This window comes from Exiguobacterium sp. S22-S28, assembly GCF_043359615.1.
Taxonomy (GTDB): domain Bacteria; phylum Bacillota; class Bacilli; order Exiguobacteriales; family Exiguobacteriaceae; genus Exiguobacterium_A.
The window spans coordinates 1-21,632 of sequence record NZ_JBHFFC010000002.1; the positions used below are offsets into that span (position 1 = coordinate 1).

Annotated in this window: 20 protein-coding genes; 18 read left to right on the forward strand and 2 right to left on the reverse strand. The window is 48.9% G+C overall.

Annotated elements, in window-relative coordinates; genetic code table 11:
- The first annotated feature begins 294 nt into the window (after nt 1–294).
- From ACHA8N_RS00365 to ACHA8N_RS00390, 6 genes are all read left to right on the forward strand, one after another.
- The gene (locus ACHA8N_RS00365; RefSeq protein WP_393964384.1) at nt 295–936 is read left to right on the forward strand and encodes a hypothetical protein; all 642 of its coding nucleotides are present in this window, start codon (nt 295–297) and stop codon (nt 934–936) included.
- Nucleotides 937–1,121: 185 nt separating this feature from the next.
- Nucleotides 1,122–1,298, forward strand: a complete 177-nt coding sequence (locus ACHA8N_RS00370) for a hypothetical protein (RefSeq protein WP_393964385.1) — start codon at nt 1,122–1,124, stop codon at nt 1,296–1,298.
- A 396-nt stretch (nt 1,299–1,694) separates the two neighbouring features.
- Nucleotides 1,695–2,096: a hypothetical protein gene (locus ACHA8N_RS00375; protein WP_393964386.1), complete on the forward strand. Its 402-nt coding sequence runs from the start codon at nt 1,695–1,697 to the stop codon at nt 2,094–2,096.
- A gap of 936 nt (nt 2,097–3,032) precedes the next feature.
- Nucleotides 3,033–3,998 carry a helix-turn-helix transcriptional regulator gene (locus ACHA8N_RS00380; protein WP_393964432.1) on the forward strand — a complete coding sequence of 322 codons (966 nt, stop codon included), beginning with the start codon at nt 3,033–3,035 and terminating at the stop codon, nt 3,996–3,998.
- A gap of 79 nt (nt 3,999–4,077) precedes the next feature.
- The gene (locus ACHA8N_RS00385; protein WP_393964387.1) at nt 4,078–4,707 is read left to right on the forward strand and encodes a type 1 glutamine amidotransferase family protein; all 630 of its coding nucleotides are present in this window, start codon (nt 4,078–4,080) and stop codon (nt 4,705–4,707) included.
- 308 nt (nt 4,708–5,015) lie between these two features.
- A complete protein-coding gene (locus ACHA8N_RS00390) occupies nt 5,016–5,528 on the forward strand; it encodes a hypothetical protein (protein WP_393964388.1) in 513 nt (170 codons plus the stop codon).
- Nucleotides 5,529–5,713: 185 nt separating this feature from the next.
- On the opposite strand, the gene ACHA8N_RS00395 is transcribed toward ACHA8N_RS00390, so the two are convergent.
- Nucleotides 5,714–7,168 (reverse strand): MutH/Sau3AI family endonuclease, encoded by a 1,455-nt coding sequence (locus ACHA8N_RS00395; RefSeq protein WP_393964389.1) that lies wholly within the window; start codon nt 7,166–7,168, stop codon nt 5,714–5,716.
- 683 nt (nt 7,169–7,851) lie between these two features.
- Nucleotides 7,852–9,126, reverse strand: coding sequence for a hypothetical protein (locus tag ACHA8N_RS00400; RefSeq protein WP_393964390.1), 1,275 nt, complete (start codon nt 9,124–9,126; stop codon nt 7,852–7,854).
- Between the two features lie 474 nt (nt 9,127–9,600).
- On the opposite strand from ACHA8N_RS00400, the gene ACHA8N_RS00405 reads away from it, so the two are divergent.
- The 12 genes from ACHA8N_RS00405 (at nt 9,601) to ACHA8N_RS00460 (ending at nt 21,632) form a co-directional block, all read left to right on the forward strand.
- Nucleotides 9,601–9,840, forward strand: a complete 240-nt coding sequence (locus ACHA8N_RS00405) for a hypothetical protein (protein ID WP_393964391.1) — start codon at nt 9,601–9,603, stop codon at nt 9,838–9,840.
- A 518-nt stretch (nt 9,841–10,358) separates the two neighbouring features.
- Nucleotides 10,359–11,762 (forward strand): CAP domain-containing protein, encoded by a 1,404-nt coding sequence (locus ACHA8N_RS00410; RefSeq protein ID WP_393964392.1) that lies wholly within the window; start codon nt 10,359–10,361, stop codon nt 11,760–11,762.
- 373 nt (nt 11,763–12,135) lie between these two features.
- Nucleotides 12,136–12,930 (forward strand): SMI1/KNR4 family protein, encoded by a 795-nt coding sequence (locus ACHA8N_RS00415; protein WP_393964393.1) that lies wholly within the window; start codon nt 12,136–12,138, stop codon nt 12,928–12,930.
- Between the two features lie 367 nt (nt 12,931–13,297).
- Nucleotides 13,298–13,723: a hypothetical protein gene (locus ACHA8N_RS00420; protein ID WP_393964394.1), complete on the forward strand. Its 426-nt coding sequence runs from the start codon at nt 13,298–13,300 to the stop codon at nt 13,721–13,723.
- Nucleotides 13,724–14,126: 403 nt separating this feature from the next.
- On the forward strand, nt 14,127–14,615 hold the full coding sequence (locus ACHA8N_RS00425; protein ID WP_393964395.1) for a helix-turn-helix domain-containing protein: 489 nt from the start codon (nt 14,127–14,129) through the stop codon (nt 14,613–14,615).
- A gap of 344 nt (nt 14,616–14,959) precedes the next feature.
- Nucleotides 14,960–15,148, forward strand: a complete 189-nt coding sequence (locus tag ACHA8N_RS00430; protein WP_393964396.1) for a hypothetical protein — start codon at nt 14,960–14,962, stop codon at nt 15,146–15,148.
- 14 nt (nt 15,149–15,162) lie between these two features.
- A complete protein-coding gene (locus ACHA8N_RS00435) occupies nt 15,163–15,387 on the forward strand; it encodes a hypothetical protein (protein WP_393964397.1) in 225 nt (74 codons plus the stop codon).
- A gap of 95 nt (nt 15,388–15,482) precedes the next feature.
- Complete coding sequence (locus ACHA8N_RS00440) at nt 15,483–16,577, forward strand: hypothetical protein (RefSeq protein ID WP_393964398.1); 1,095 nt, start codon at nt 15,483–15,485, stop codon at nt 16,575–16,577.
- Between the two features lie 22 nt (nt 16,578–16,599).
- The gene (locus ACHA8N_RS00445; RefSeq protein WP_393964399.1) at nt 16,600–18,969 is read left to right on the forward strand and encodes a VirD4-like conjugal transfer protein, CD1115 family; all 2,370 of its coding nucleotides are present in this window, start codon (nt 16,600–16,602) and stop codon (nt 18,967–18,969) included.
- A gap of 17 nt (nt 18,970–18,986) precedes the next feature.
- The gene (locus ACHA8N_RS00450) at nt 18,987–19,241 is read left to right on the forward strand and encodes a hypothetical protein (protein WP_393964400.1); all 255 of its coding nucleotides are present in this window, start codon (nt 18,987–18,989) and stop codon (nt 19,239–19,241) included.
- Between the two features lie 22 nt (nt 19,242–19,263).
- Nucleotides 19,264–19,674 (forward strand): SadB/YajI family lipoprotein, encoded by a 411-nt coding sequence (locus ACHA8N_RS00455; protein WP_393964401.1) that lies wholly within the window; start codon nt 19,264–19,266, stop codon nt 19,672–19,674.
- Nucleotides 19,675–19,700: 26 nt separating this feature from the next.
- On the forward strand, nt 19,701–21,632 hold the full coding sequence (locus ACHA8N_RS00460; protein ID WP_393964402.1) for a pLS20_p028 family conjugation system transmembrane protein: 1,932 nt from the start codon (nt 19,701–19,703) through the stop codon (nt 21,630–21,632).

Consider the following 21,632-nt stretch of genomic DNA (forward strand, 5'->3'; position numbering starts at 1 on the left):
AAAAAATAGTAAAAAATGTAATTTAATCATTCTTTTCATCGTATGGGGATCACTATATCGAAGGAATGCTATCGACGTGATGACTAGCTTGAGGCTAAGGTGGGACGCCAACTACAAACGCATGTATTATCTTAACGAGCTCGGTGAACCCTTAAAGAACTACGTCGGCAACCAATAATTCTACCTGACGCCATCGACACCTATTTCGTTTCGGAAGCGAACAACGAAGACCTCGAAGATGCAGCCTTTAGTACCCTATAACCCCTGCCATCACATCAAAAAGGAGAAAAAATCATGAATAAAAAGTCGAAATTATTAATTGCGACCGCTTCGTTATTTATCGTAACTTTTCTTATCGTGTATAATCTACCAAAAAATCAAAAGTTAGATGTGAATGTAGAAAAGGCCGAAGCTGAAGTAGAATATCCGTCAGATAAAGAAGGTTTTGGAGAAAGTGTGGCGGATAAATATCAAATGACCGATGAAGAACAACAAGCGACTGACTTTTTAAATGACGGCTATTTAGACGATGTTGAGGTCCGCGCTGGCGATTATTACAAACTACTCGATGTACTGAACACGTATGTCGAAAGCTACCTTTACTTGAGTAAACAAGACGCGTTGCTTAAAATTGAATCGCACGGAGATTATGGTCTTTCTGTCCCGGATATCTCTGGGAGAGACATCATGAGTAGTGTCGATATGTCAGGGACGGATCGTACCTTGTACATGGATGTTTTGGATGAACAGCTCAGTAAATTTAGTTCTGCGCAATATGATTTCCTTGAAGAAATTAATTTGTACAACGAGTCTTTGGAAGACAACGATAGTAATCTCGAAGAACTCATACCGGAATCCAGTGAAAACTACCAATTGATGCTCGAATACGAAAAAGGTGTCCGAGCAGTCTTGTACGAATACTTAGCCAATTTGTAAGATTTCTATCAATAAAACGACTTCCCTATGACAATTAAGAGAAGAATCGGGAGGAAGTATGTACTACGCAGAAGAAAAGTCAGAACGAATGGCATATCGACATCTTCGAGTGCGAAGTAACTATCTTAGATTAAGAAAAGAATGAGATTGCGTCTTGTAATGAGAGCTCTTCTATCGCATTCGACATGATAAACGCACTCGATTTGGCTTATCGAAAAGGAATGGACTATCTCGCAGCAAAGTTGAAGGCGGAACGACTGTACGGCGATGAGACCGTCACTGCTTGCTACATGAGGAAGCGTAAAGAGGAAGAGGCGAACAACAATACCAAAAAGATTTTTGAACGCAAAGCGATTAAGTAGAAGTATCGTCATGCTCCTCCCCTCGCCATATCGAACGGATTAAAGGCTTTCTCATCGACAAGGGATACGTACAGATTTTATTCGAAGCCTATTCCCGAGAAATCCATGAATCAGATTTCATTCAATATCTTGGAGAGGACGTTCGTTACGGCTTACTGAATCTAAAGCTAAAGAGAGTCTTCGCGGACTTTACGAGTTCTGATGCCATCCTCGAGATGAAGAACTCCATACTCGTCATTTGTTTATGGGACGTGACTATCCCTCAAGAGAGCGACACCTTCTGCATCGATGATTTTCCCGGACTAACTGATGACACGATTGAATTCACCTTTCTCTCTGACATGTGAGCGGATTTTGTCTACATAGCAAAAGATGAAGGACGAAGGAGGTTTTTAGATGAGGCCTCAATCCATCAAACAGCAGACTGTTAGTTATACTCAGCTCGAAAAACAAGGACTCGTCGGTATGATTGAACGAAGTGATGACTTGCTGAAGTTGCTCCAAGAACGTGGGTTCATAAGTATCGAAGGTAAGTTCACTTCTATCTTTTCTTTTTTTCTCGAAAAACTTGAAGTACGTAAGATTGAATATCAGCTGAAATGGTTCGCGAACGATGATTCGCATCTACATCCGAATACCGAAATCAATCTCCCCTACTTCATCGATGATCGAGTGCTGTCACCGAACGGACTACGTGGTGAAAGAGAGATTCGACCACCACATTCACGGCTAAAGAGGTACCCGTATGAACCTTACAGCGTGGCAGTGAAACATAATCCCTTCTTTACGTACGGATGAACATACGGCACTATATCAGGTACTTTTGACTTGCGGATTCATCGCCTATCGAGGGAGAGCACCAGTGACTGTACTTCAGTTCCTGAGCCGACGAAAGTGTGAATTTTCCATGCGTAGCTGTTATGACGAGAATGGGGTGGAGTACGAAATCCAGTTGAATGGATTTGTCGATGATCGTGATGAGGGGGAAAGGTGAGAGGTTACCGCTGTGTTCTATTTCCTCTTTTCTACATGCTACTATAGCTATGAACGATAGGAAGAATTGGATTGTTGATTTTTGATACGATGATTTTCCTCAATAAAAACATGATGTTAGAACAGAGTTCAACGTAATATATGACCGGAGAAGATAAATAAAGAACCAAACCACTATGCAGACTGAACTGAACCCTGAATGGTGGACACTTGATAAGAGATCCCATTCAGGGTTCAGTTCACAAAGATACAGTTCGTGGGTTTCTTACCATTTTGTTTGCTGGAGCATCTGTAATGAAAATTTACTATCGACGGTAGGGATTCAATGGATTTAACCTGTCAAATAAAGAATACGGATGCCCGGATAATACAAAGACTAAAACGTTTTTGCTTTATCCGGGCATAAAAAATATAGATATAAAGTAAATTGAACTGATTTTGAGCCGAAATCGAAGTGAAATAAATTTTCCGGATTTACTTCTTCAGCTTTTATTAAAATCGATATGGAATTCACTGATTTTTTAATTTTCGGAGTTTCCTATAGCCTCTAATAAGCATCTCGATCATGTAAAATCTCCTCTTTTATTTTCTTTGTTATGTTATAAGTCTTTTTAATCTATCATTATTATCATACCTCAGGATACATTAGATTAAGCTGGAAATTATATTAACCTGAAATAATTTGGACTATAAAAAAGTAACATGCGTGTTAAAATCAGCAGAAAAAGCGGGGTAAATTTTTTGGCGAAAAGTGATAACTTACTGGCCATCCTATGGATGTTGCAATCTGGAAAAAAAGTCACTGCACATCAAATTTCAGAACATCTTGAGATGAACGTCAGAACGGTCTATCGGTATATTGAGACCCTTTGCTCAAGTGGGGTCCCGATAGTAGCGGAGGCTGGTCATCATGGTGGATATACTCTACTGGATCATTTTAAGGAAGCACCTTTATATTTTGATCTTGAAGAACAGGCTTCGTTGTACCATGCGGCTACTTTCGCAAGTGAAGCTGGATACTACGGAAATGAAGCGCTGAGTCGAGCGATCGCAAAAATAAATAGGAATTCAAGCGACAGACAGAACGAGGAGGTACAGGGGTGTATACATAGTCTTGAGGTCATAAATAATCGGAAAGTGGATCCATCGGAATCCGTTCCTCACTTAAGGGACATAGAGCGTACTATAGCGAGACAATTCAGTATCACGATAAAATACCGTAGTAAGAATGCGCGGGACGCTCAAATCCGGTTGGTGGACCCTTATAAAATCATTTATTGGAGGAACACCTGGTACGTCATCGGTCGATGTCATCTAAGGGACGCTATCCGTAGTTTTAGGATAGACCGTATCGAACATCTATCCCTGACTGAAGTGCAGTTCGATCGTCCTGCTGACTTTTCAGGGACAGAATCTTTTCTGCAGAATCTTCTCCCGAACACCGTGAACCATGAAGCGATGACTGAGTTGGTCATCGAGGGGAACGAGTCTGCTATCGAAGAGATGTGCTGCCATTGGTACCTAAAGAATTGCCTCAAACACCAAGGGAGAAGACAAGCGGTCTTTACTTTAGAACAATCCGTCTTGGATGACCAAATCCCGGGGTTGATTATAGCGTTCGGTAAGTCAATCCGAGTCATTGGCCCTGTCGATTTTAGAAATAAGGTCGTGGAGCACCTATTAGAGCTCGTCGAATTCCATAGATGAATTTTGACTTCACTGACCATGGTTGTCAGGGGAGGCATCTTATACTTGCTTCATATCAAACTTGATAGGAGCGATTTTTATGAAACGGAATGTTTATATTTATGTGTTTGACTCAATCTCTGATTGGGAGTACGGATATTTGATGGCAGAATTGAACTCAGGAAGATATTTCAAAAAGGACGTCCCCCCTTTTACGGTAAGAATGGTAGGGATAGATCAGGGCACAATCACGACCATGGGTGGTTTGAAAGTGGTACCGGACATTTCAGTCGAGCGAATGAGATTAACTAATGAGGATGTGTTGGTACTACCAGGCGGGAATACTTGGGGCGAATCCATACATGGCCCTATGCTGAAAAAAGTTGGTGATGCCTTGATGACGGGTACCTTGGTGGCTGCAATTTGTGGCGCTACGGAAGGTTTGGCGAACACAGGTCATCTAGACTCTCATAGGCATACGAGCAACGATCTATCGTATCTTCAGTCGGTCAGCCCGACCTATAGAGAAGCATCACTCTATCAAGCACTTCCCGTAGTAAGGGACAATAATCTGATCACGGCGACCGGCCTGGCTCCTCTTGAGTTTGCAAAAGAAGTGATCGAAGCATTAGACGTTTTTGCGCCCGATACTTTATCGGCCTGGTATGGACTCAACAAAACGAATGACTCTACATACTTTTTTCGGCTTATAGAAGCGATGGATATCTGAGTCTACTGGCTGGACTCGGAACACAAATAGGATTTGAAACGGCAATAAAGCAACAGTACTTTCTTTTGAAGATAAAAGAATGCTATTGCTTTTTTCATTCATGATCTTCAAAAGAATCGACACGGAAGTTCTCCGATTCTATTCGGTATCTGTTGATTTTGAGAATGCCCAATCAAGAAAAAATTCTTCCATTACCGTTGTACCGATTCATTTCATCGCAGATTCATTTGATATATTGTTACAAAAGCTAAAAAATGAGCTTTAACGCTTACAACACTGATTCGAAGAGAAAAGGAGATCAATGAACCATGTTTAAGCTAAGTAAATTCAGCATTGATTTTGATGTGAACAAGGAGACCCCTTATTTTCAAGTAGGTACAAAATATCGAGTTAGATTCGGCATGGAAGATTTGAACGGAGTGCTACTGAAGGACGTTGTAGGTACAATCTTTCAAGAAAATCAAAAAATCAATCTTATATTCGTCTCGGAATATATCGTGAACAATGTACGTCGCTCTTCAAAATCAAAGTTGGGCAGATACCTTACAATCCGCAATTGGAAAGAGAAAATCGTCCAAGACGAAATGTCTGGAGAAGGTACAGTTTACACTTTGATCAATGATTTAGACATGGATGAGGTCATGAAGTATTGCATTCAAGTTTATAAGGGGAACACCCAAGCGTACATAGCATTCTATAATGACGAATTTCTGATGTATGTCAGTACCGATGTCATAGATGTTATCTCTGATGATAGTGAGAAGATTGATAAACTGAAAGAGAAGTATAGTGAAACTTACAATAAATATTATGATAGCTAACTCAAGAGATATGTAGAGGCATAGCAAGTATAAGCCAATCAGAGTTAGAATTATAAGAGAGTATGCCAAGTGACGAATTTATAAAATCTCTGCCAATAGGACGGATTAGGGGAGCGGAGATCACGTCGCTCCCCTGTAATCATTTATCTCTGGTGATTAGTCCGAAGTGATTGATTGTGCGTCCCTCAGGCATAGGGCTGGTCGTTCAATGATTGCGACAGAGTTCTTCCTCGTATCCAGAGGTCCTGTCGATATAATGATAGTCCATTGATTTTTACGGGCTTATTGGAGGCATCACGTCCGCTTCCACGCAGGAAAAAAGTGAAATCCTCTGATTTCGGGAGGTTCACTTGAGTCGTCGGGACCTTCGTCCGAGGGGTGTACGTCACCGTACCATCCTTATTGAGCTTTATCGTCTCACGTAGGCGTCTCTCGGAAATGATATCGTGCACCTCCTGCCACGTCCGGCGCAGCTCGACCTCGAACATGTCATCCGACAGTATCAGGTGCTTGAAGCCGACGAATACGTCGTCGAGCCGGTCAGTCCCCTTCTGCGTCTCGAAGATGGCGAACAGATAATTGATCTCGCTCATCTCAGAATAGATGGCAGATTCCTCGAAGGACGTCTCCATACCGATACTTACCAGGTCGACCGGGAAGAGTTTCGTGTCCTCGACGTTCGCTCCTTTCGCCGTCAGGCGGGTCGACTTCACGACGAGATTGAGCTTCGAGAACAGGTCGACGTTCCCGACGCGCGTGCTCCTCGCCCCGAACATACGGACGACGATTGACTCCGACAGGGACTTCGACTTCTCGCTTCCTATCAGGTGGAACGTCCCCATCAGCTCCCGGACGGTCTTTCCTCCATGCTGACGTGTGAGACGTGCGAGCTCTTCGTCGAACTGTACCATGGTCGTGATGGACCGTGGGAGTGTCTCGTACTTCCTCCCCATCGATTTGTTGACGATGTTGGAGAGCACGGCGCGCTTGATCCGGAAGCGAGGCCGATTCGGCCACTTCGGGGAAGTGTCGAGGAACATGAGCTTCGCACGCAATGCCGACGAGAGGGTATGATAATGCTCCTCCGGACGGACGTGTGCTTCCTTCAGGGACTGGATATGGTCGCGGATCAGCTCCCAGTCGTGCCTGAGGGTTCGGACCTCCTCCTCACTGAATTGATGGAGGTCATAGCCGACCACCGGGAAATCACGGTAGGCGGAGGCGGGCACCGGGGTACGGGACGTGTATTCGTAATATACGAGGAGGAGATGCTCCACCTTCCTCCAGAAATGTGAGGTCAGGAACGTCTCATCCGTTATCGTGGAAGGGCTGACCGCGGTGATGGTCAAGGGTTCCTTCGCCTCGTAAGACATGTTCGTGCGACGTCGCGCTCGCCGCAGGCCAGTGGTCTTGAGCTCTACCTCCACGCCATCGACGATGATGTCGGGATCTCGACTCGGGTTCGACGGGAATCCGAGTAAGGACTGCTCGACGACGTCGCCTGCTATCCCCGTGATCTTCTTCGCCGTCTCGGTCCGCCGGAACACGTCCTTCCCGTCCAGCTCGCCTAATGTCTTGCCGATGGCATCCTCCAGAAGTTTCGTGAGGGCACTCCCCTCGAATTCGATACGTGGTTCCATGTCTACATCCTCTCCCTATCGCTTCATATGTCAATATAATACCATCATTCCTGACGTCGGCGGGCTTCCCGATCATGGAGCCGCTCCTCTCATGCGAAAAAATCTAGAGGGCATGCTTCGCGTATGATCAAGTACATCCTGCTGCGGTACATACTCGGAGTCGAACCAGGACTAAGCCCTATACGTCAAATGAATTCTAAGATGGGTCGAACTCGACGTTCGGCGTCGTACAAATCGGATGGAGGAGGTCCGGAACGGGATGCACATCGCCTCTTTCTTGCCATGGCCTTGGTCATCTCGCTAGCCGTCTCGTCACGATGCCGAACGTTTGTTCTAAACCGGAAAAATTCTGGATGACGTTCCATAGGTTACCGTCTCACTCTTCCTTTACTCGACCTGTCATATTTGTTTGAACATCCTGGCCGGAACATATATCAAGGGATGACTTTTTCCTGATGCTCGGATTCATATGTGTGCGGGAAGAGGGTTTGTCGGTTGGTACATCAGATCTTGATTCGAGGGTTGATGGAGAAAGGTTAGCCATCTTTCGTTTTCTGATAGGGCTGCCAATCCGAGGCGAACAAAAATACGATTCTTCTCGACCAAGAGAAAAATCGTATTTTGTATGCCCCTCAGCCACTCGTCACCGACTGACGAATGGCTAAGTCTGAACTAAGTTATTATCAGTACCCTTTTGTTGGTGCGACGACGACATCTAATCCTTTAGTCCCCTTGATATAGGGGCTCATGTTAACTTTCTCGAAAGTCGTCGTGTCTCTCCACGCGTCAGCAAGTTTCACGACGGTGAACGCATGGCCCGGTCGACCGAGGATGGCGGTGTTGTACCCCATCATATCCAGGACCATGATCATGACCTGTGAATCGGCGTCACAGTCCGTCACTCCTCGGAACAAGGCATCGTACGCCGAGTTGGGGGAACCGTCCTTTGGGTCAATCCCAGTATCTAAATTGGCGAATACGGACTTCACTCTCCAGTACTTGATGATGTCCGCCTTGGACATTCCTGACTCCTTGTAGAAGTTCAAGTTGTTATGTGCATAAAGCAGGGCTGCATTGTATGAAGACCTGAATTCTGGATTGCTCCTGTCCGTTATCGGCTTCGTACCTCCATCCAGATAGTCGGAGTATGCCTTCTGGCTGATGGGTGAATTAGAATAGGGACCATCCTCGACCCCGAAGAGCGCCTTCCTCGCGACCCCCATCACCATGTCATACTCGAGCTTCGTCCGTGCCCCGTACGTATGGTCGCCGTATACCGGCTTGAAATTTGGAGTGAAGGTCCTGTTGGCACGTATCCGCTTGTAGTCCATCAGCATCTCGAGTCCGCTCCCGCGGGAGATCCGGACGTCCGGGCCGAACGAGCGATACGTCCTCGCATATCTGCCATCGCGGCCCTTCTCCCCCCGGGAGAGCCCGGTCTCGTACATGAAGGCGACGGCATCCTTGTCGCTGACCTGTCGTGCGTAGTAGACGGAGGCGAGGATGCGGGCGAACTGCCCACGTGTCACGGTCTTCGAGGCGAGGGACCGGTCCTTGTCATGCGTCGCACGCGTCGCGAGCTTGTGCTCGTCTGCCAGCTGGTAGGCGACGGAGTAGTCGACGCCTGGCTCCGGCTTCGTCCGCTTATATTCCTTCGGGTATGCGTATTGGGTCAACGTGTACAACAGTTGTCCCTCCGTCAGTCCGCCGTCCGGGTCCAGCCAGTGTCCCTTCTTCTTCGTCTGCGGATGGGTCGTGTAGGTGTTGACCTGTCCCGCTGCGACGAAGGAGCGCATCGCGTCCGACCAGGCATATTGATCCTTATAGTCATCATACGTCCGGGCATCCCGTTCCTTGAACGGACTCGCGGCGTCGCCCTTGGAAGGCATTAGGATGGATGTTGCGAGGAATCCCATCGTGAGGACGGCCGTCACCCGTCCTTGCATACTTTTTTTCATTGAAGACATCCTTTCTAGGTCGGATGGGTACTCGCGTCGTAAGACGTATCCGACATCTTTCGTCTATGTCGCTCTATTTTACCATTTATTCTCAAGGCTCTCTGTGGGATTGGTCATTGAAGGGAATGAGATTTTTAAATCCTATCGTCATATCGAAGGAGCAAGGACATGGAATCCTTGACGTGGTGGGCTCGAGGGAGCAGTAGCATGTGCGATGGGGTCATCGTGTTACCTGAAAGCTTCCCGGCTTTAGATAGGTGATTCACATGCGCCATGATGTCATACCTATACAGAGCTATTCGGACGACAGTCCTGAGTCGATTTCTCGAAAGCGGGAAGCGTCAATGAGCGGCTCTTGAGTAGTACGGAACCTGAAGTCGGTAGCGTCTGGCGGACGAGGAGGTCCGCCATTCTTCATCCTAGTCCACATCTCCGGTCATACAGGGTGTCATGCATCATCGAGGAGGGAATATTTTGAACATGTCTGAAAACGACCATCGCTACTTGATGGAGGAGGTCGAAAAACTAAAATTCCATCATCGTACTTGGTCGACCCTGATTGGTAACATCTGTCCGGATGGGATGGAGAAGACGACGATAGATGAGGCGGTCGTCCTGCTCGACCTCTTCCGAAGCGATCTACGCGAGTTGCAGGACTTGATTGTCCACTATGACCGGAATCAGGATGCTCTGGTCTGGAACGAAGAGCGTTGATGATCAACCCCGTCCTCGGTCGAGATAACCTGTTCTACATCATGAAATCTTTCGTGACCTCGGAGATTCTCATCATCAGGGGCACGGAAACCTTGAGTGATGATGCATCGGAGTCGGATCGACCTGGTTTCATAGATCAGGGGATGGCCTCTGCTTCACGATATCAGAAGCAGGCGAACGGAAGTGCTGGTCCCTGATACGTTGGAGGTGAAAGCCATCTTTTCATGAAACAGACAGATGCGCTCGTCAGGATGGATGTCGAGACGTCGCCCGACCGACTCTCCTGGCCTTCTCTCCTGCCCTCACCATCATGATGTCCAATCTCTCTCTGGCTAGTGACTCCATGATCAGGATGCATCTGCCATCGTCGTCGTTCTAAGCGTTCCCGTCACTCTCCAGGTTGCTGAAGGAGCACGAAAACCTATTCCCATGATTTGGAGATACGGACGATCCTGGTGACGTGACAGCCCGTATAATGGGTGAAGGAAGAATCACACCCGAAAGATGGAGGTCGTCACATGAAACAGAGATATACGCCATTGGTCCTCTCAGCACTGCTGCTGTCCGGAGTCCCGGTCCCCCTCGCGGACCAGCCGATCAAGGTCCAGGCAGCGGAGCATCAGTATGACAAGTACCAGACGGACTTACTCGCACAGTTGAATTTCGAACGGAAGATGGTCGGGTTGAATCCGGTATCTTTGCATCCTTTGTTGGTAAAGTCAGCTGAAAACCATTCAAATTATATGAAATTAAATGGTTTGTGGGATGCTCACAACGAGACTAAAGGGGAAAAGGGGTTTACGGGTAGAAAATATGAAGATAGGTTAAAAGCAGTTGGTGTAAATGTATCTGATTATGGTGGTGGGTTTGAAACAATCTCTGGTTCAGGTGAAGATTACACAACTCAAATGAGATTACTTATTCAGACAGCACCTTATCATAGAGTATCTTTACTTACTCCTGCCACTCAATATGTCGGTTTTGGGTACACGAAAGGTGGGGTAGTTGTTACAAATGCTTTGGATAACGTAAACGAAAGTAACGACATGATAACATACTACCCGTACAACAACCAAACCAACTTAGAAACAACATATTATGGAAATGAAAATCCTGACCCACTTCAAGGAACTGGTCTAGAGAAGTCGGGAACAATCCTAACGTTTACACCTTCGAATTACTATTATGCAGGTACTGAAAAAGCAACTCTCACGAACTCTAGAGGAGAGAAAGTACCTGTTTTGTTAGAATCAGGGGGTATCGGTACACTTCTCATCATTCCGAAATCACCTCTAGAGTATAATACTCGATACACAGCTTCAGCGAGTGTTGTCGATGAAGATACAGGACGGAAAGCGTCCAAGACATGGTCGTTCACGACCATGGAAGACCCGGATGTCTTGAAACGGGCGAAGTCCTATAAGGATTACGTCAAATCTGAGTATTGGGCACATGGCCTGTTGTGGGCAGTGGAGAAGAAACACCTGCCCGTACATTCCGTGAAGAACTCGAAGACGGGAAAATCAGACCTCTACCTGAAACCCTCGACGAGGTTGACGGAGGGTGACCTGATCACCGCACTCACGAAATATTACTACCCATCCGAGTATCGTAAGACAAAACCTGCCGATAAGAACTGGAAACATTCTGTCGGGTATCAGTTGGCCAAGAAACATAAGCTGCCGACGATGGCGACGATGGACAGCCGGAAGAAGACGACCGTCTTCGTGAAGAAGGGAGACGTGCTACGGGTGCTGGCTGCTGCCCACCTGAGGAAACCGGTATCCGAGCAGGTGGCCTTCGACACGCTGAAGGGGCTCGGGGTAGTGAAGGATCGCTCGCTCACGGCATACGGACCGAAGTCCGCGGCGAGTAGAGCCCACATCGCGACCTATCTGTACCGATATATGAGCTCGAAATGAGACGGATGAGTAGAGGGGCATGCCCTTCTACTCTTTTTTTGCGGCATCGGGGAGGTCCTTAGTGACACGATTGTATCCTTACGATCCAAGGTGTCCATGAGAGAGGCCCCCTGCCCTGCGCTCTCGATTGCCCGAACAAGAGGGTCCCTACTACGATGAGCAGGAGAAGATGGGATGAAGGTTTCTTTTTTGCTGACCCATTCCCTGAGGGGAGCGAGAAGTGATGGCGGACCACTCCGACCGTGAGGTGTCTCCATCGACGGAGTGAATTACTACTTATGAAATCGATCAGTCTAGCGTAGAATGGGACTGGTAGAGAAATCATGGACACGAAAAAGGAGTGGGATTCTAGTTGACGATATGGGATGAACGGATGGATGATGAGATCGTGGCAGCATTGGACGAGAACGAGGTCGACCAGATTGAGAGAGCTATGGGTGGCCGTCTTCCGGCGAGCTATCTCAAGGAATTGAGGGTACGGAACGGAGGGGAAATCGTCTTCGATGCCGTAGCGGCCGACTTCGAGAACGGTTGGTCCGATGAAGAGGACGGTCTCCACCTACCCTTGCAGCGTCTCATGCCGCTGACAATCGGAACATTCCGTTCTGACGTCTCTGTTTTGAGGGAATGGGGGCTCGAGGATAGGAAGATGATGTTCGGCGAAGGGGCAGGCACCTATCTCTGGTACTTCGACTTCGAGGAGAATGCCGGTGATCCGACGGTATGGTGTCTCGACATCTCGACCGAGGTCACGCACCGTGTAGCGGATTCGTTCGATGCCCTATTACCGCGGCTAGAAAAGCGGCAAGGTACGCACGAGGTGACCACGGGACTGACTGCTGCGGAAGTTTTCGCGGACTACCCGACCATGGACGAGATCCGTGAGACGATCCAAGGCGATGACGAGGATGAGCGATATACGGCATATGTCATGTGGTTGACGAGATGCGAGGACCTCGGAGGATTGGTCCTCGCATTGCGTCGACGTGTAGAACGTTCGGTCGACGAGGACGAGTTGGATTCGTATGCCGAACTATTGGCCGATGTACTCATCAACTATACGGATGGCGAATTCATGACGATCGACGAGGCAATCGTGCTGTTCGATGGAAAAGAGGACATCTCCGATCTGAGCCATGTCATCGCACTACTTGAATCCGAAGTCTGAGGAACGATGAGATGAAGGTTACCGAAGCAGTAACTTGTTCCATGTCTCGGAGGCTGTTCCTCGTCGAACATCAGGTGAACGCTCTATTCGACGACGGTCAACGAACGATACATGAGATTCTCGATTTCTTTCGAGTGTCTCATTTTCACGTGTAGGAGGTAGGATGACGAGAAGAGACGGAGCACCGGGGAATCGTGAGATACGACCAGGCAGAAGGCGTTCGGTCGGCATGCCCATGAACCGATAGATCCACCCAGGCCAGGGATGGGGCCGGACGATACGCTAAGGAGGACGTCACCTACTCGCTGCAGAAGCATTCACCAGCCCTCGTCCCCGTCCGATTCGATCAATAAAAGGAGACCATAAGATGAGCATTAAAAATCCAAGCAAGACATCCGAAGAACGAGAGGCCCGTGTCGAGAGCGTCGATACCAGAGTCCTTGATCTAGAATCCAGAGTAGAGACTCTGGAAAACCTACTGTTAAAGATCATAGAAGATCAGGAGATTCACTCGGGATTATTGACCGACATCGACTACATCACGCTACAGAAGAATCTTTCTGCGGAAGAAAGAGCTGAAATCCCTTACTATCTCATCGAGACCCAAAAAGAGTTCAAGTTCGAGGGGAAGGTCCCTTCCCTGGATGAGTTTCATGAGGGGCTATTGGACGTCCTAGGCATCGAACCTGAAGAGAGAGCTGGCTACTCCATCGATATCTCTAGGCAGTTGATCAAGGAGCACGTCGAACTAGATGTCTTTCCTGTAGGGGACCGGATTCTCGGGGAACGGTAGGTCGTGATGTCAGCCATCAGCAGGTATACGATGCATGTCTACGTCCATGTTCATGCCTTCGATAGGAGTGAAAAGTGTCAGCATGTCGATGCCTCGAGGGTAGCGACATGCTGGTCCTCTTCAAGACATCTGTCGGGACGCATTCCAGCAATCCTACGGACGTCGTCCGATCTGGACGAGTCATCGGATGAGATATTTTTACAGTTTGAATACGTGTTCATTCCAGTTGGTGTATGTTCATCGGATGAGGCGTTGACACAACTCATATCGACAAAATTCGACAAACGTAACATCTTTGTCACATCAAAATAACGATTGAATTGACAGAATAACCTGCTATATTCTAACTATCAACAGGAAGACATTGTCATTTAGTGGTCATCGAAGGAAAGGAGCATTTTTCATGTACCGATTCGGAGAGTGGTTACGACGTGAACGACTGGAGCATGGTTGGAGCCAGGTCGAACTGGCAGAAAGGACATACGGGGAGGTCTCGCAGGCAGCCATCAGCGCCTATGAGCGGAACCGTTCCCTGCCCTCGCTCATGGATATCCATGTCCTTGCGACTGCCTGTGACCAGACCCTAGGGTCCATCCCATGGGACGATCTCGACCTACGGACCGAGAAGAAGCGGAACTGGTCCAACCTGACGCAGGAACGGTTCGACCTTGCTGAACTGGCACTCGCAGATTCCATCCGCACGTTCGACGGCAAGACGTATCAACTCCATGGCAGGATTGCCATCGAGCGCGACAGCCAGGAGACACGGGAGATCGCACAGCTCTATTACCGGATCCGGACCGTCGTCGGGGAGGACCAGGTCATCGCGAAGCGGAAGCATCCGAGTGATGAGCTGATCCATGTATCGCGCCGAAGACTGGTCCATCACTGAGTACTCTATGCCTACTGATTATCCTATCAAGATCATTCACCGAAGAAGGATCGATGACCGTAGCAGCATATCGCTAAGGACAGTCCCTCCAATCACATACCGGCGTGTCCCTCATCTGTGACCGGATGGGCGGGATATACGCAGAAATGGTTTGGTGAGATTCACCTAAAACTCGCCCACAGGTCACCTATTCGTTGAGGGTCATCGAAAAACCCTAGACAGATATCCGGTATCGGATATCAGAGTTCGTGGGGGAACGTGCTCCAACCCCACCGCCTTGCTCGACTCCGACTGTCCTTAAGGATGTGCTGCTGCGCATCGACCTCAAGGAAGGAGTGTACGCCATGCCGACACGTGAACAGAAGCAGAACAAGACCTTTGCCGAGAAGTTGCTCCGGATCCAAGGGAAAGACTACGAGGAGTGGCTCGACGCCCAGCATCAGCTCGTCATCCAGGAGAACCAGGAACTGATCTTAGAAGCACTCGACTCGAAACTGAACGTCACTTCGTCCGCTATCACGTCACGGGATTAAGAGGAGGAATCGAAATGGGTATAAACGAGACAGGGATTAGTTTGATCCAGTTCTTTCAAGGATTCAGCATAACTGCAACAGCATTCGCTTTCACAGTTGCTGGTTTTTACTTCACACTAGGAGGTGAACGAGGTCGTCAGAAGACAGTGAATTGGCTCATCGGAGGTGCTGGAGGACTGATCATCGTCATGGGGGCCTTCGCACTCGCCGAGATGGTCAATGACAACATCAAATTTTGATTTTTCTATATACGATCGCTTAGAACGTCATTCCGAACCGGATGGCTTTTTTTATTGTCTTCATTAAGGCGTCTTGCTTCAAAGGAGGAGAATGTATGCTATTCGTCCGTTTCACCGACGTACCGAAAGAAGCCTTACCGAACTATGAGCGTCTCCCATACGAGGAGGCGCTTTTATTATCGACGCAAGTCCATCAGGAAGCCCGGCAAGCGGACGAACGGTTCGCGAGCGAGTTCCGGATTTTCGATGATGTGGATCAGCTCGTCTATAAAGGGACGTTCCAGTTCGGCGACACGACCTATCCGAATCTCTATCAGCAGCTTAAGGAACGGATCCCGCGCATCCGGATCCGGAAGGAGGATGCGACGAAGAAGATCCTGTTGCTCGAGAACCTCGAGCGCCTGACACCAGAATCCTATAAGACGATGATCGCCGCGCCCATTCGGCAGCATGCCGACACGACACATGTCTCCCGTTTACGTCGCGGGCAACGGCGTCTCGTCTATGGGGTCAGTGGCGTGAGCCTTTTGCTGCTCGGCGCGCTGTCCGTCGTCCAACTGATGCAGCCGGACCCACCGCGTGGTGTCCGTGCGGCAACGGCAGGTGACTGGCAGTCCCTCTATGAAGAGGCATTGGACGGGGAGACGGATCCACTCGTCCGGCGTCTCGAGAAGGAAAAGTCCCTGAACGACGAACAACAACAGTTCCTGATCACGCAGTACGTCGAAAGAGAAGACTACGACCAGGCCGTCGCCGTGACGAACGATCCGATCGATGTCGAGACGATCATCATGCAGTCGAAACGATTCGCCACGGATCGTCAGGAGACGTTGCAAGCCTTCCAGGCGGCCCATCCGACGGACGAAGGCGCCTTCGATCTCGCCATGCTAAAGAAAGACTACGAACGTGCCGTCTCACTCCCGGACGTCGAGATGACGACCGCGCGCAAGGAGGCGAAGACACGTGCCTATCTCGCGTTGAAAGATGTCGCGAAGGCACAGGAGAGCGTCAAGACGGTCCGAGACGGGCGACTGAAGGAGCAAGTCGCAGCACTCGTCCGATTAGATGAAGAGATTCAAGCGCTAGAAGACCAAAAACGACAGTTATCGGAGAAGAAAGATAAAAAAGAGCTCGAGAAGCTCGATGAGTCGCTCGAAGCAAAGCAAAGACAGGCGTCTTCACTTCTTTGAAGAAAGTGTGGTGACTGAAATAATGACTAACTTCTCGATGCGTTCCCTTGCTACATCCGCTTGGGCGTGGCGATGCCTCACCTTCTTGATCGTCCTACCGGCCCTATTGTTCGTATCGCTCAATGCCGCGTTCCAATTCCTGCGACAGACGATCCAAAACCTCTTCCAGGACGGTAAGCTGGCGACCGCTCCCCCACTCGAGTTCGAGACGAGTTGGTGGACGACGCTCGCCTGGTCACCCGTCATCGCGCTATCCGTGTTCGGCGTTTGCTTCGTCATGGGTGGTGTTCTTCTATTGAAGTATTGGCTCAACTTCCGGGATCTCAAGGCATCCCAGAAAGGGAGCGCCCGCTTCACGACGTTCCAGGAGCTGAAGCAACAGTATCGGGACGTGCCGGATCGGAAGGAGACGTACACCGGTTCCGGTGGTGTCCCGGTCGGTCGGTATCGCGATCGGCTCTACATCGATGACAGTGCCGTCAACAATCTCGTCATCGGGACGACCCGGTCCGGGAAGGGTGAGACTTTCGTCTTCTCGACGATCGATCTCTACAGTCGTGCTGAACGACAGGCCAGTCTCATCATCAATGATCCGAAGGGTGAGCTGTTCGCCTCCTCGAAGGAGACCCTCGAGGCACGCGGATATCAGGTCGAGGTCCTGAACCTGATGAACCCGTCCCAATCGATGTCCTATAACCTGTTGCAGCTGACGATCGACGCTTATCTGGACGAGAACTATTCCCTCGCCCAACAGTATGCACGTTCGGTCGCCTACATGCTCTACCATGACCCGAAGGCGAAGGATCCGTTCTGGAGCAATTCCTCGACGGACCTATGTACCGCCTTGATCCTCGGGCTCTGCGAGCAGGCGAGACTCGAACCGGAGAAGATCACGATGTATAACGTCGCCTTGATGCTGTCCGACCTGGGCTCTCGGACGGTCACCGACGACATGGGACAGGAACAATCCGCACTCGACGCCTTCTTCGCCGCATTCCCGGAGAATCATCCGGCGCGCATGCAGTACGCGACGCTCCACTTCTCAGGTGGTCAGACGCGTGCCAGCATCCTCGCGAACACGAACGCCAAGCTCGGCATCTTCACGCTCGATGCGACGGCACGATTGACGGCACAGAACTCACTCGACATGAAGCTGATCGGCTTCAACCGTTGGATCCGCGGACGTGCCCTCCCCTTGTCACGATTGACGTTCTGTTTTCCGAGTGGGAAACAGCTCGCCTTGACGACGGACGACGATGGCAGTTTCGTACTACATCACGAAGAAACACTCGATGTCGGATCTACCATCACCGTGGAAAGTGAAGGACAGACCTACACCGTGACGCTCTCGGGTTGGAAGGACGAGGCGGATGGGATCTTCGACGGGACGACCGATGCCCCGATTGACATCCGGGAGATTCGCCAGCACCCGCGTCCGGTCGCCGTCTTCCTGATCGTCCCGGACTATGATCCGACGCTGAACGTCATCGCCTCGCTCTATGTCAAACAAGTCTACACCTCGCTCGCCCGTGTCGCCTCGCAAGCGACGAGCGGACGGTGTGAACGACAGGTCATCTTCCTGCTCGACGAGTTCGGGAACATGCCCGCGATCGAAGGGATGGCGAACATCATCACCGTCTGTCTCGGTCGGAACATCCGCTTCAATCTCGTCATCCAGTCCTATGCACAGCTGGAGAATCTCTACGGGGACGATTGGAAGACGATCGACGGGAACTGTGGGAATACACATTATTTGCTGACAGCGGACGAGTCGACGGCGGAACTGATCTCGAAGAAGCTCGGCGAACAGACGATCGTCACGAAGTCCCGTTCCGGACAGACCTTCTCGCTCTCGAAGTCGAAGACGGAGAGCGTCGATGGCCGGCGCTTGTTGACGGCGACGGAAGTGATGGGTTTGAAGGAAGGCGAGATGTTGATCATCCGCGTCATCAAGCGACAGGATAAACAAAAGAGACGGATCCAGTCCTATCCCCTCTTCCTGACCGGACGGACGGCGATGAAATACCGCTATGAATATCTGGCGGATGACTTCGATACGGACCGCTCCATCAATGATCTCGTGATTCCTTGCGCACATGCGCATCTCGACCTGAATACGCTACGCATCCCCTTCCATCTCGGTACCTCAGTTGCATCAAGGAACGCTGAGACGGAGGCGGAGACATCCGACGTAACAGAATGGCGTGTCTGTGATGTCCTGCAGCCAAAAATCCTGCGTTCGGTCTTCGAGACGACGGAATACGACACCTTATCCATCACGGCTTTCGAGCAAGGAATCACGGATAAAACGATTCCCGTGACCGACAACCAGCGTCACTTTTTGAAGACGATCATCACCAAGCGACTCGAGAAACTTCGTCATGGCGTCTAAGGAGGGCATCATATCATATGACAGAACTGACACGCACCGAACGCGTCCAGCGCGAACTCCGGGTCATCGCGACCATCATCAAGGAGAACAAGAAGCGCCTCCGTCGTGGTGAAGTATTGAATATCCAAACCCAAGATGGCTTTTTAGTCGTATTTGAGGAAGAAGACCCAGACTCAGGCGACCGAAAAACTGTTACGCTTATAGACACATTTGATTTTCGAGTCCATGTCAGCAATGATGACCTGACAGGTCCGGAACAATTGTCATCATAGGAAAAGGGGTGGAGGCATGCAAATGAAACGAGTACTCTCCGGACTATTGATCTCCTCTGCGTTACTTTTAGTCGGTTGTAGTGAAAATAGTGAAGTACAGTCTTTAAAACAAGTCTCTGTAAAAGAAATAAATCAGTTGAAAGACAGTAATAAAAGTGAGTTCATACTTGTCGATAGCGACAGCAAAGCAGAATTCGAGGCTTACGTAGATAAAGTAAAAGAAGTTGCTGAGAAAGAGGAAGTGCAAGTAAACCTGTTTAATCCTTTTCAGCCTAACGGCAAAGATTTAGAAGATCGTGCAACAGATGAACATGGAGAATTAAAAGGTGGTCGTCTGTACAAGCTACAGGAGGGTAAAGTAGTGAGTTCTCTCGATCTCACTACTTTAAGTGGCAAAACGCTCGAAGATGAAGTAACCTCTTTCATTAATTAAAAGTAGATAGAGAAGGGAGGACCATCATGGCTAATGGAGATGTATCATCCAAACTTGAAGAATTTCAAGACTTATTGAGCATCAGTGATTTGGTAAGCGATGCACTTCGTTCTGTCGGTTGGCTTTTCGTTAGAGGTCTCTCCTTCATCATCGATGGTCTTGAACAGATTACGAACGATATTCTTCTCCTAAAAACATTCTTTAATAATCCTCAAGTGGTTGAATTCGTTCAGACGATTCAACCATTTTTATATGTTATTTTAGCTGGCAGCTTTTTATTTACCGGTTACTTGATGATTTTCCAGAAAAAATTTGATCGAGAAGGCTTTTTAATCAATCTGTTCATCACGCTGTTAGTTTTAGGTTTATTATCTCCTACGATGATAAAAACAAGTGAATTTACGGACACTGCCATTACAAGCTTCAATCAAGATGGCATGTATGCAAATCAGTATCATACTTTATCGCAATCAGTACTTCAAAAAAATGTACACGATTTAGTCGAGTATGATAAAACCACTTTCGAAGATACGAAAATCAAAAAACCGAACTCCGTTCCAGCAAGTCAAATCAAGAATATAGACATCAATGATGTATTTGATAGCGATGAGTACCGATTGAGTAAAGAAGGTGAAGACATTTCACAAAATAAGCTAGCTTGGAATGGGAAAGAAATGACTGAAATTGAATTAGATCAAAGTGGCGTTGAATGGAACAACCAATATTACTATCGGTATCACCCGAACTGGCTGACGATTCTCGTCACGCTTGGGGTAATGGGCTTCACCCTCTTCTCGATTGCCTACAAGCTAGCTCGACTTTCGTTCGAGTTGGCCTTTAACTATGTCTTGGCGATTTTAGTTGCGCCCGCTGATCTACACAGCGGACAAAAGACGAAGAAGGTCATTCAAAGCATCTTGAACACCTTTCTCGTCATCATTCTGATCTTCGTTTCAATCAAACTCTATACGATCGGCACGGCATACCTGGCCGATACACTGGACGGACTCGCCTATTTGATTGCGCTAATCGCGTTCTCGGCCGCCTTGATTGATGGACCAAACATGGTCGAGCGTCTCTTCGGAATTGATGCGGGTCTGAAACGCGGTTGGGGTGTCGCACTCGGTGCGTATGCCGTCGGGAAAGGTACCGCGAAAGTGGGCGCTCGTGTCGCAAGTCAGACGATGAAGATGGCATCACGCCCTGCCACTCCTTCTGTCTCGGAAGCAGCAAGTACGAAATTGCCACCGAATGGCGGTACACCCGCGAGTCGTCCAGATCGTTCGCCTGAAAGTGTTCCGACTCCATCACAAGCACAAGAACAAGAACGGACATCTCGCCCGGTGGGGCAAGAAAACCAGCGAGTCGAGTCGACTGACGAGGCAATGTACGATACGGAGCTTAAGAGCGGGACTGCAGCAGCATCACCAGCATCCGTTCCACATCGTCCAGACTCTGTCGCACAAACAAAACCTGTGCCATCCACTTCGCAATCGACAATACCTGCTACGCAATCGAAGATGTCCAATGTGTCGTCGAGTGAACAACAGGTTACATTGCCTGTTGATCTCGAAGCGCCTGAAACGCCTATGACATCTCATCAGGTCACACAGTCTCCACAGGCTTCCGAAGTAAATCGCAATCCTGTTACTTCTTCAGTGGATTCGACAGCATTCGACAAAACGAATACTAGTGCGCCCGCTCATTCTGTGGAAACAACAGAGAATGTGTCTCCGAACGTCACCTTGTCTGGCTCTTCCAATAGCTCACCGTCAACCAGTGAGTCGCAGGAGACATCATCCGGAACGCAGCGTCATCGAAAATCAATCTATCAGACACTCGAGACGACGACACAAAAAGAACTCAAGCATGTCGAACAAGCCCAGACGCGCGTGACCCAGGAATCGTCCCGGATGTACTCGACCGATGTTCCACGTCTAGACCCGAAAAAGGAGTGA

What these genes read in the sequence shown, in the direction of transcription:
- ACHA8N_RS00400 (WP_393964390.1), bottom strand. Translation starts at nt 9,126, where the DNA reads ATGAAAAAAAGTATGCAAGGACGGGTGACGGCCGTCCTCACGATGGGA.
- ACHA8N_RS00390 (WP_393964388.1), top strand. Translation starts at nt 5,016, where the DNA reads ATGTTTAAGCTAAGTAAATTCAGCATTGATTTTGATGTGAACAAGGAG.
- ACHA8N_RS00395 (WP_393964389.1), bottom strand. Translation starts at nt 7,168, where the DNA reads ATGGAACCACGTATCGAATTCGAGGGGAGTGCCCTCACGAAACTTCTG.
- ACHA8N_RS00440 (WP_393964398.1), top strand. Translation starts at nt 15,483, where the DNA reads ATGCTATTCGTCCGTTTCACCGACGTACCGAAAGAAGCCTTACCGAAC.
- ACHA8N_RS00370 (WP_393964385.1), top strand. Translation starts at nt 1,122, where the DNA reads ATGATAAACGCACTCGATTTGGCTTATCGAAAAGGAATGGACTATCTC.
- ACHA8N_RS00430 (WP_393964396.1), top strand. Translation starts at nt 14,960, where the DNA reads ATGCCGACACGTGAACAGAAGCAGAACAAGACCTTTGCCGAGAAGTTG.
- ACHA8N_RS00420 (WP_393964394.1), top strand. Translation starts at nt 13,298, where the DNA reads ATGAGCATTAAAAATCCAAGCAAGACATCCGAAGAACGAGAGGCCCGT.
- ACHA8N_RS00435 (WP_393964397.1), top strand. Translation starts at nt 15,163, where the DNA reads ATGGGTATAAACGAGACAGGGATTAGTTTGATCCAGTTCTTTCAAGGA.
- ACHA8N_RS00425 (WP_393964395.1), top strand. Translation starts at nt 14,127, where the DNA reads ATGTACCGATTCGGAGAGTGGTTACGACGTGAACGACTGGAGCATGGT.
- ACHA8N_RS00460 (WP_393964402.1), top strand. Translation starts at nt 19,701, where the DNA reads ATGGCTAATGGAGATGTATCATCCAAACTTGAAGAATTTCAAGACTTA.
- ACHA8N_RS00455 (WP_393964401.1), top strand. Translation starts at nt 19,264, where the DNA reads ATGAAACGAGTACTCTCCGGACTATTGATCTCCTCTGCGTTACTTTTA.
- ACHA8N_RS00365 (WP_393964384.1), top strand. Translation starts at nt 295, where the DNA reads ATGAATAAAAAGTCGAAATTATTAATTGCGACCGCTTCGTTATTTATC.
- ACHA8N_RS00415 (WP_393964393.1), top strand. Translation starts at nt 12,136, where the DNA reads ATGGATGATGAGATCGTGGCAGCATTGGACGAGAACGAGGTCGACCAG.
- ACHA8N_RS00410 (WP_393964392.1), top strand. Translation starts at nt 10,359, where the DNA reads ATGAAACAGAGATATACGCCATTGGTCCTCTCAGCACTGCTGCTGTCC.
- ACHA8N_RS00385 (WP_393964387.1), top strand. Translation starts at nt 4,078, where the DNA reads ATGAAACGGAATGTTTATATTTATGTGTTTGACTCAATCTCTGATTGG.
- ACHA8N_RS00450 (WP_393964400.1), top strand. Translation starts at nt 18,987, where the DNA reads ATGACAGAACTGACACGCACCGAACGCGTCCAGCGCGAACTCCGGGTC.
- ACHA8N_RS00375 (WP_393964386.1), top strand. Translation starts at nt 1,695, where the DNA reads ATGAGGCCTCAATCCATCAAACAGCAGACTGTTAGTTATACTCAGCTC.
- ACHA8N_RS00445 (WP_393964399.1), top strand. Translation starts at nt 16,600, where the DNA reads ATGACTAACTTCTCGATGCGTTCCCTTGCTACATCCGCTTGGGCGTGG.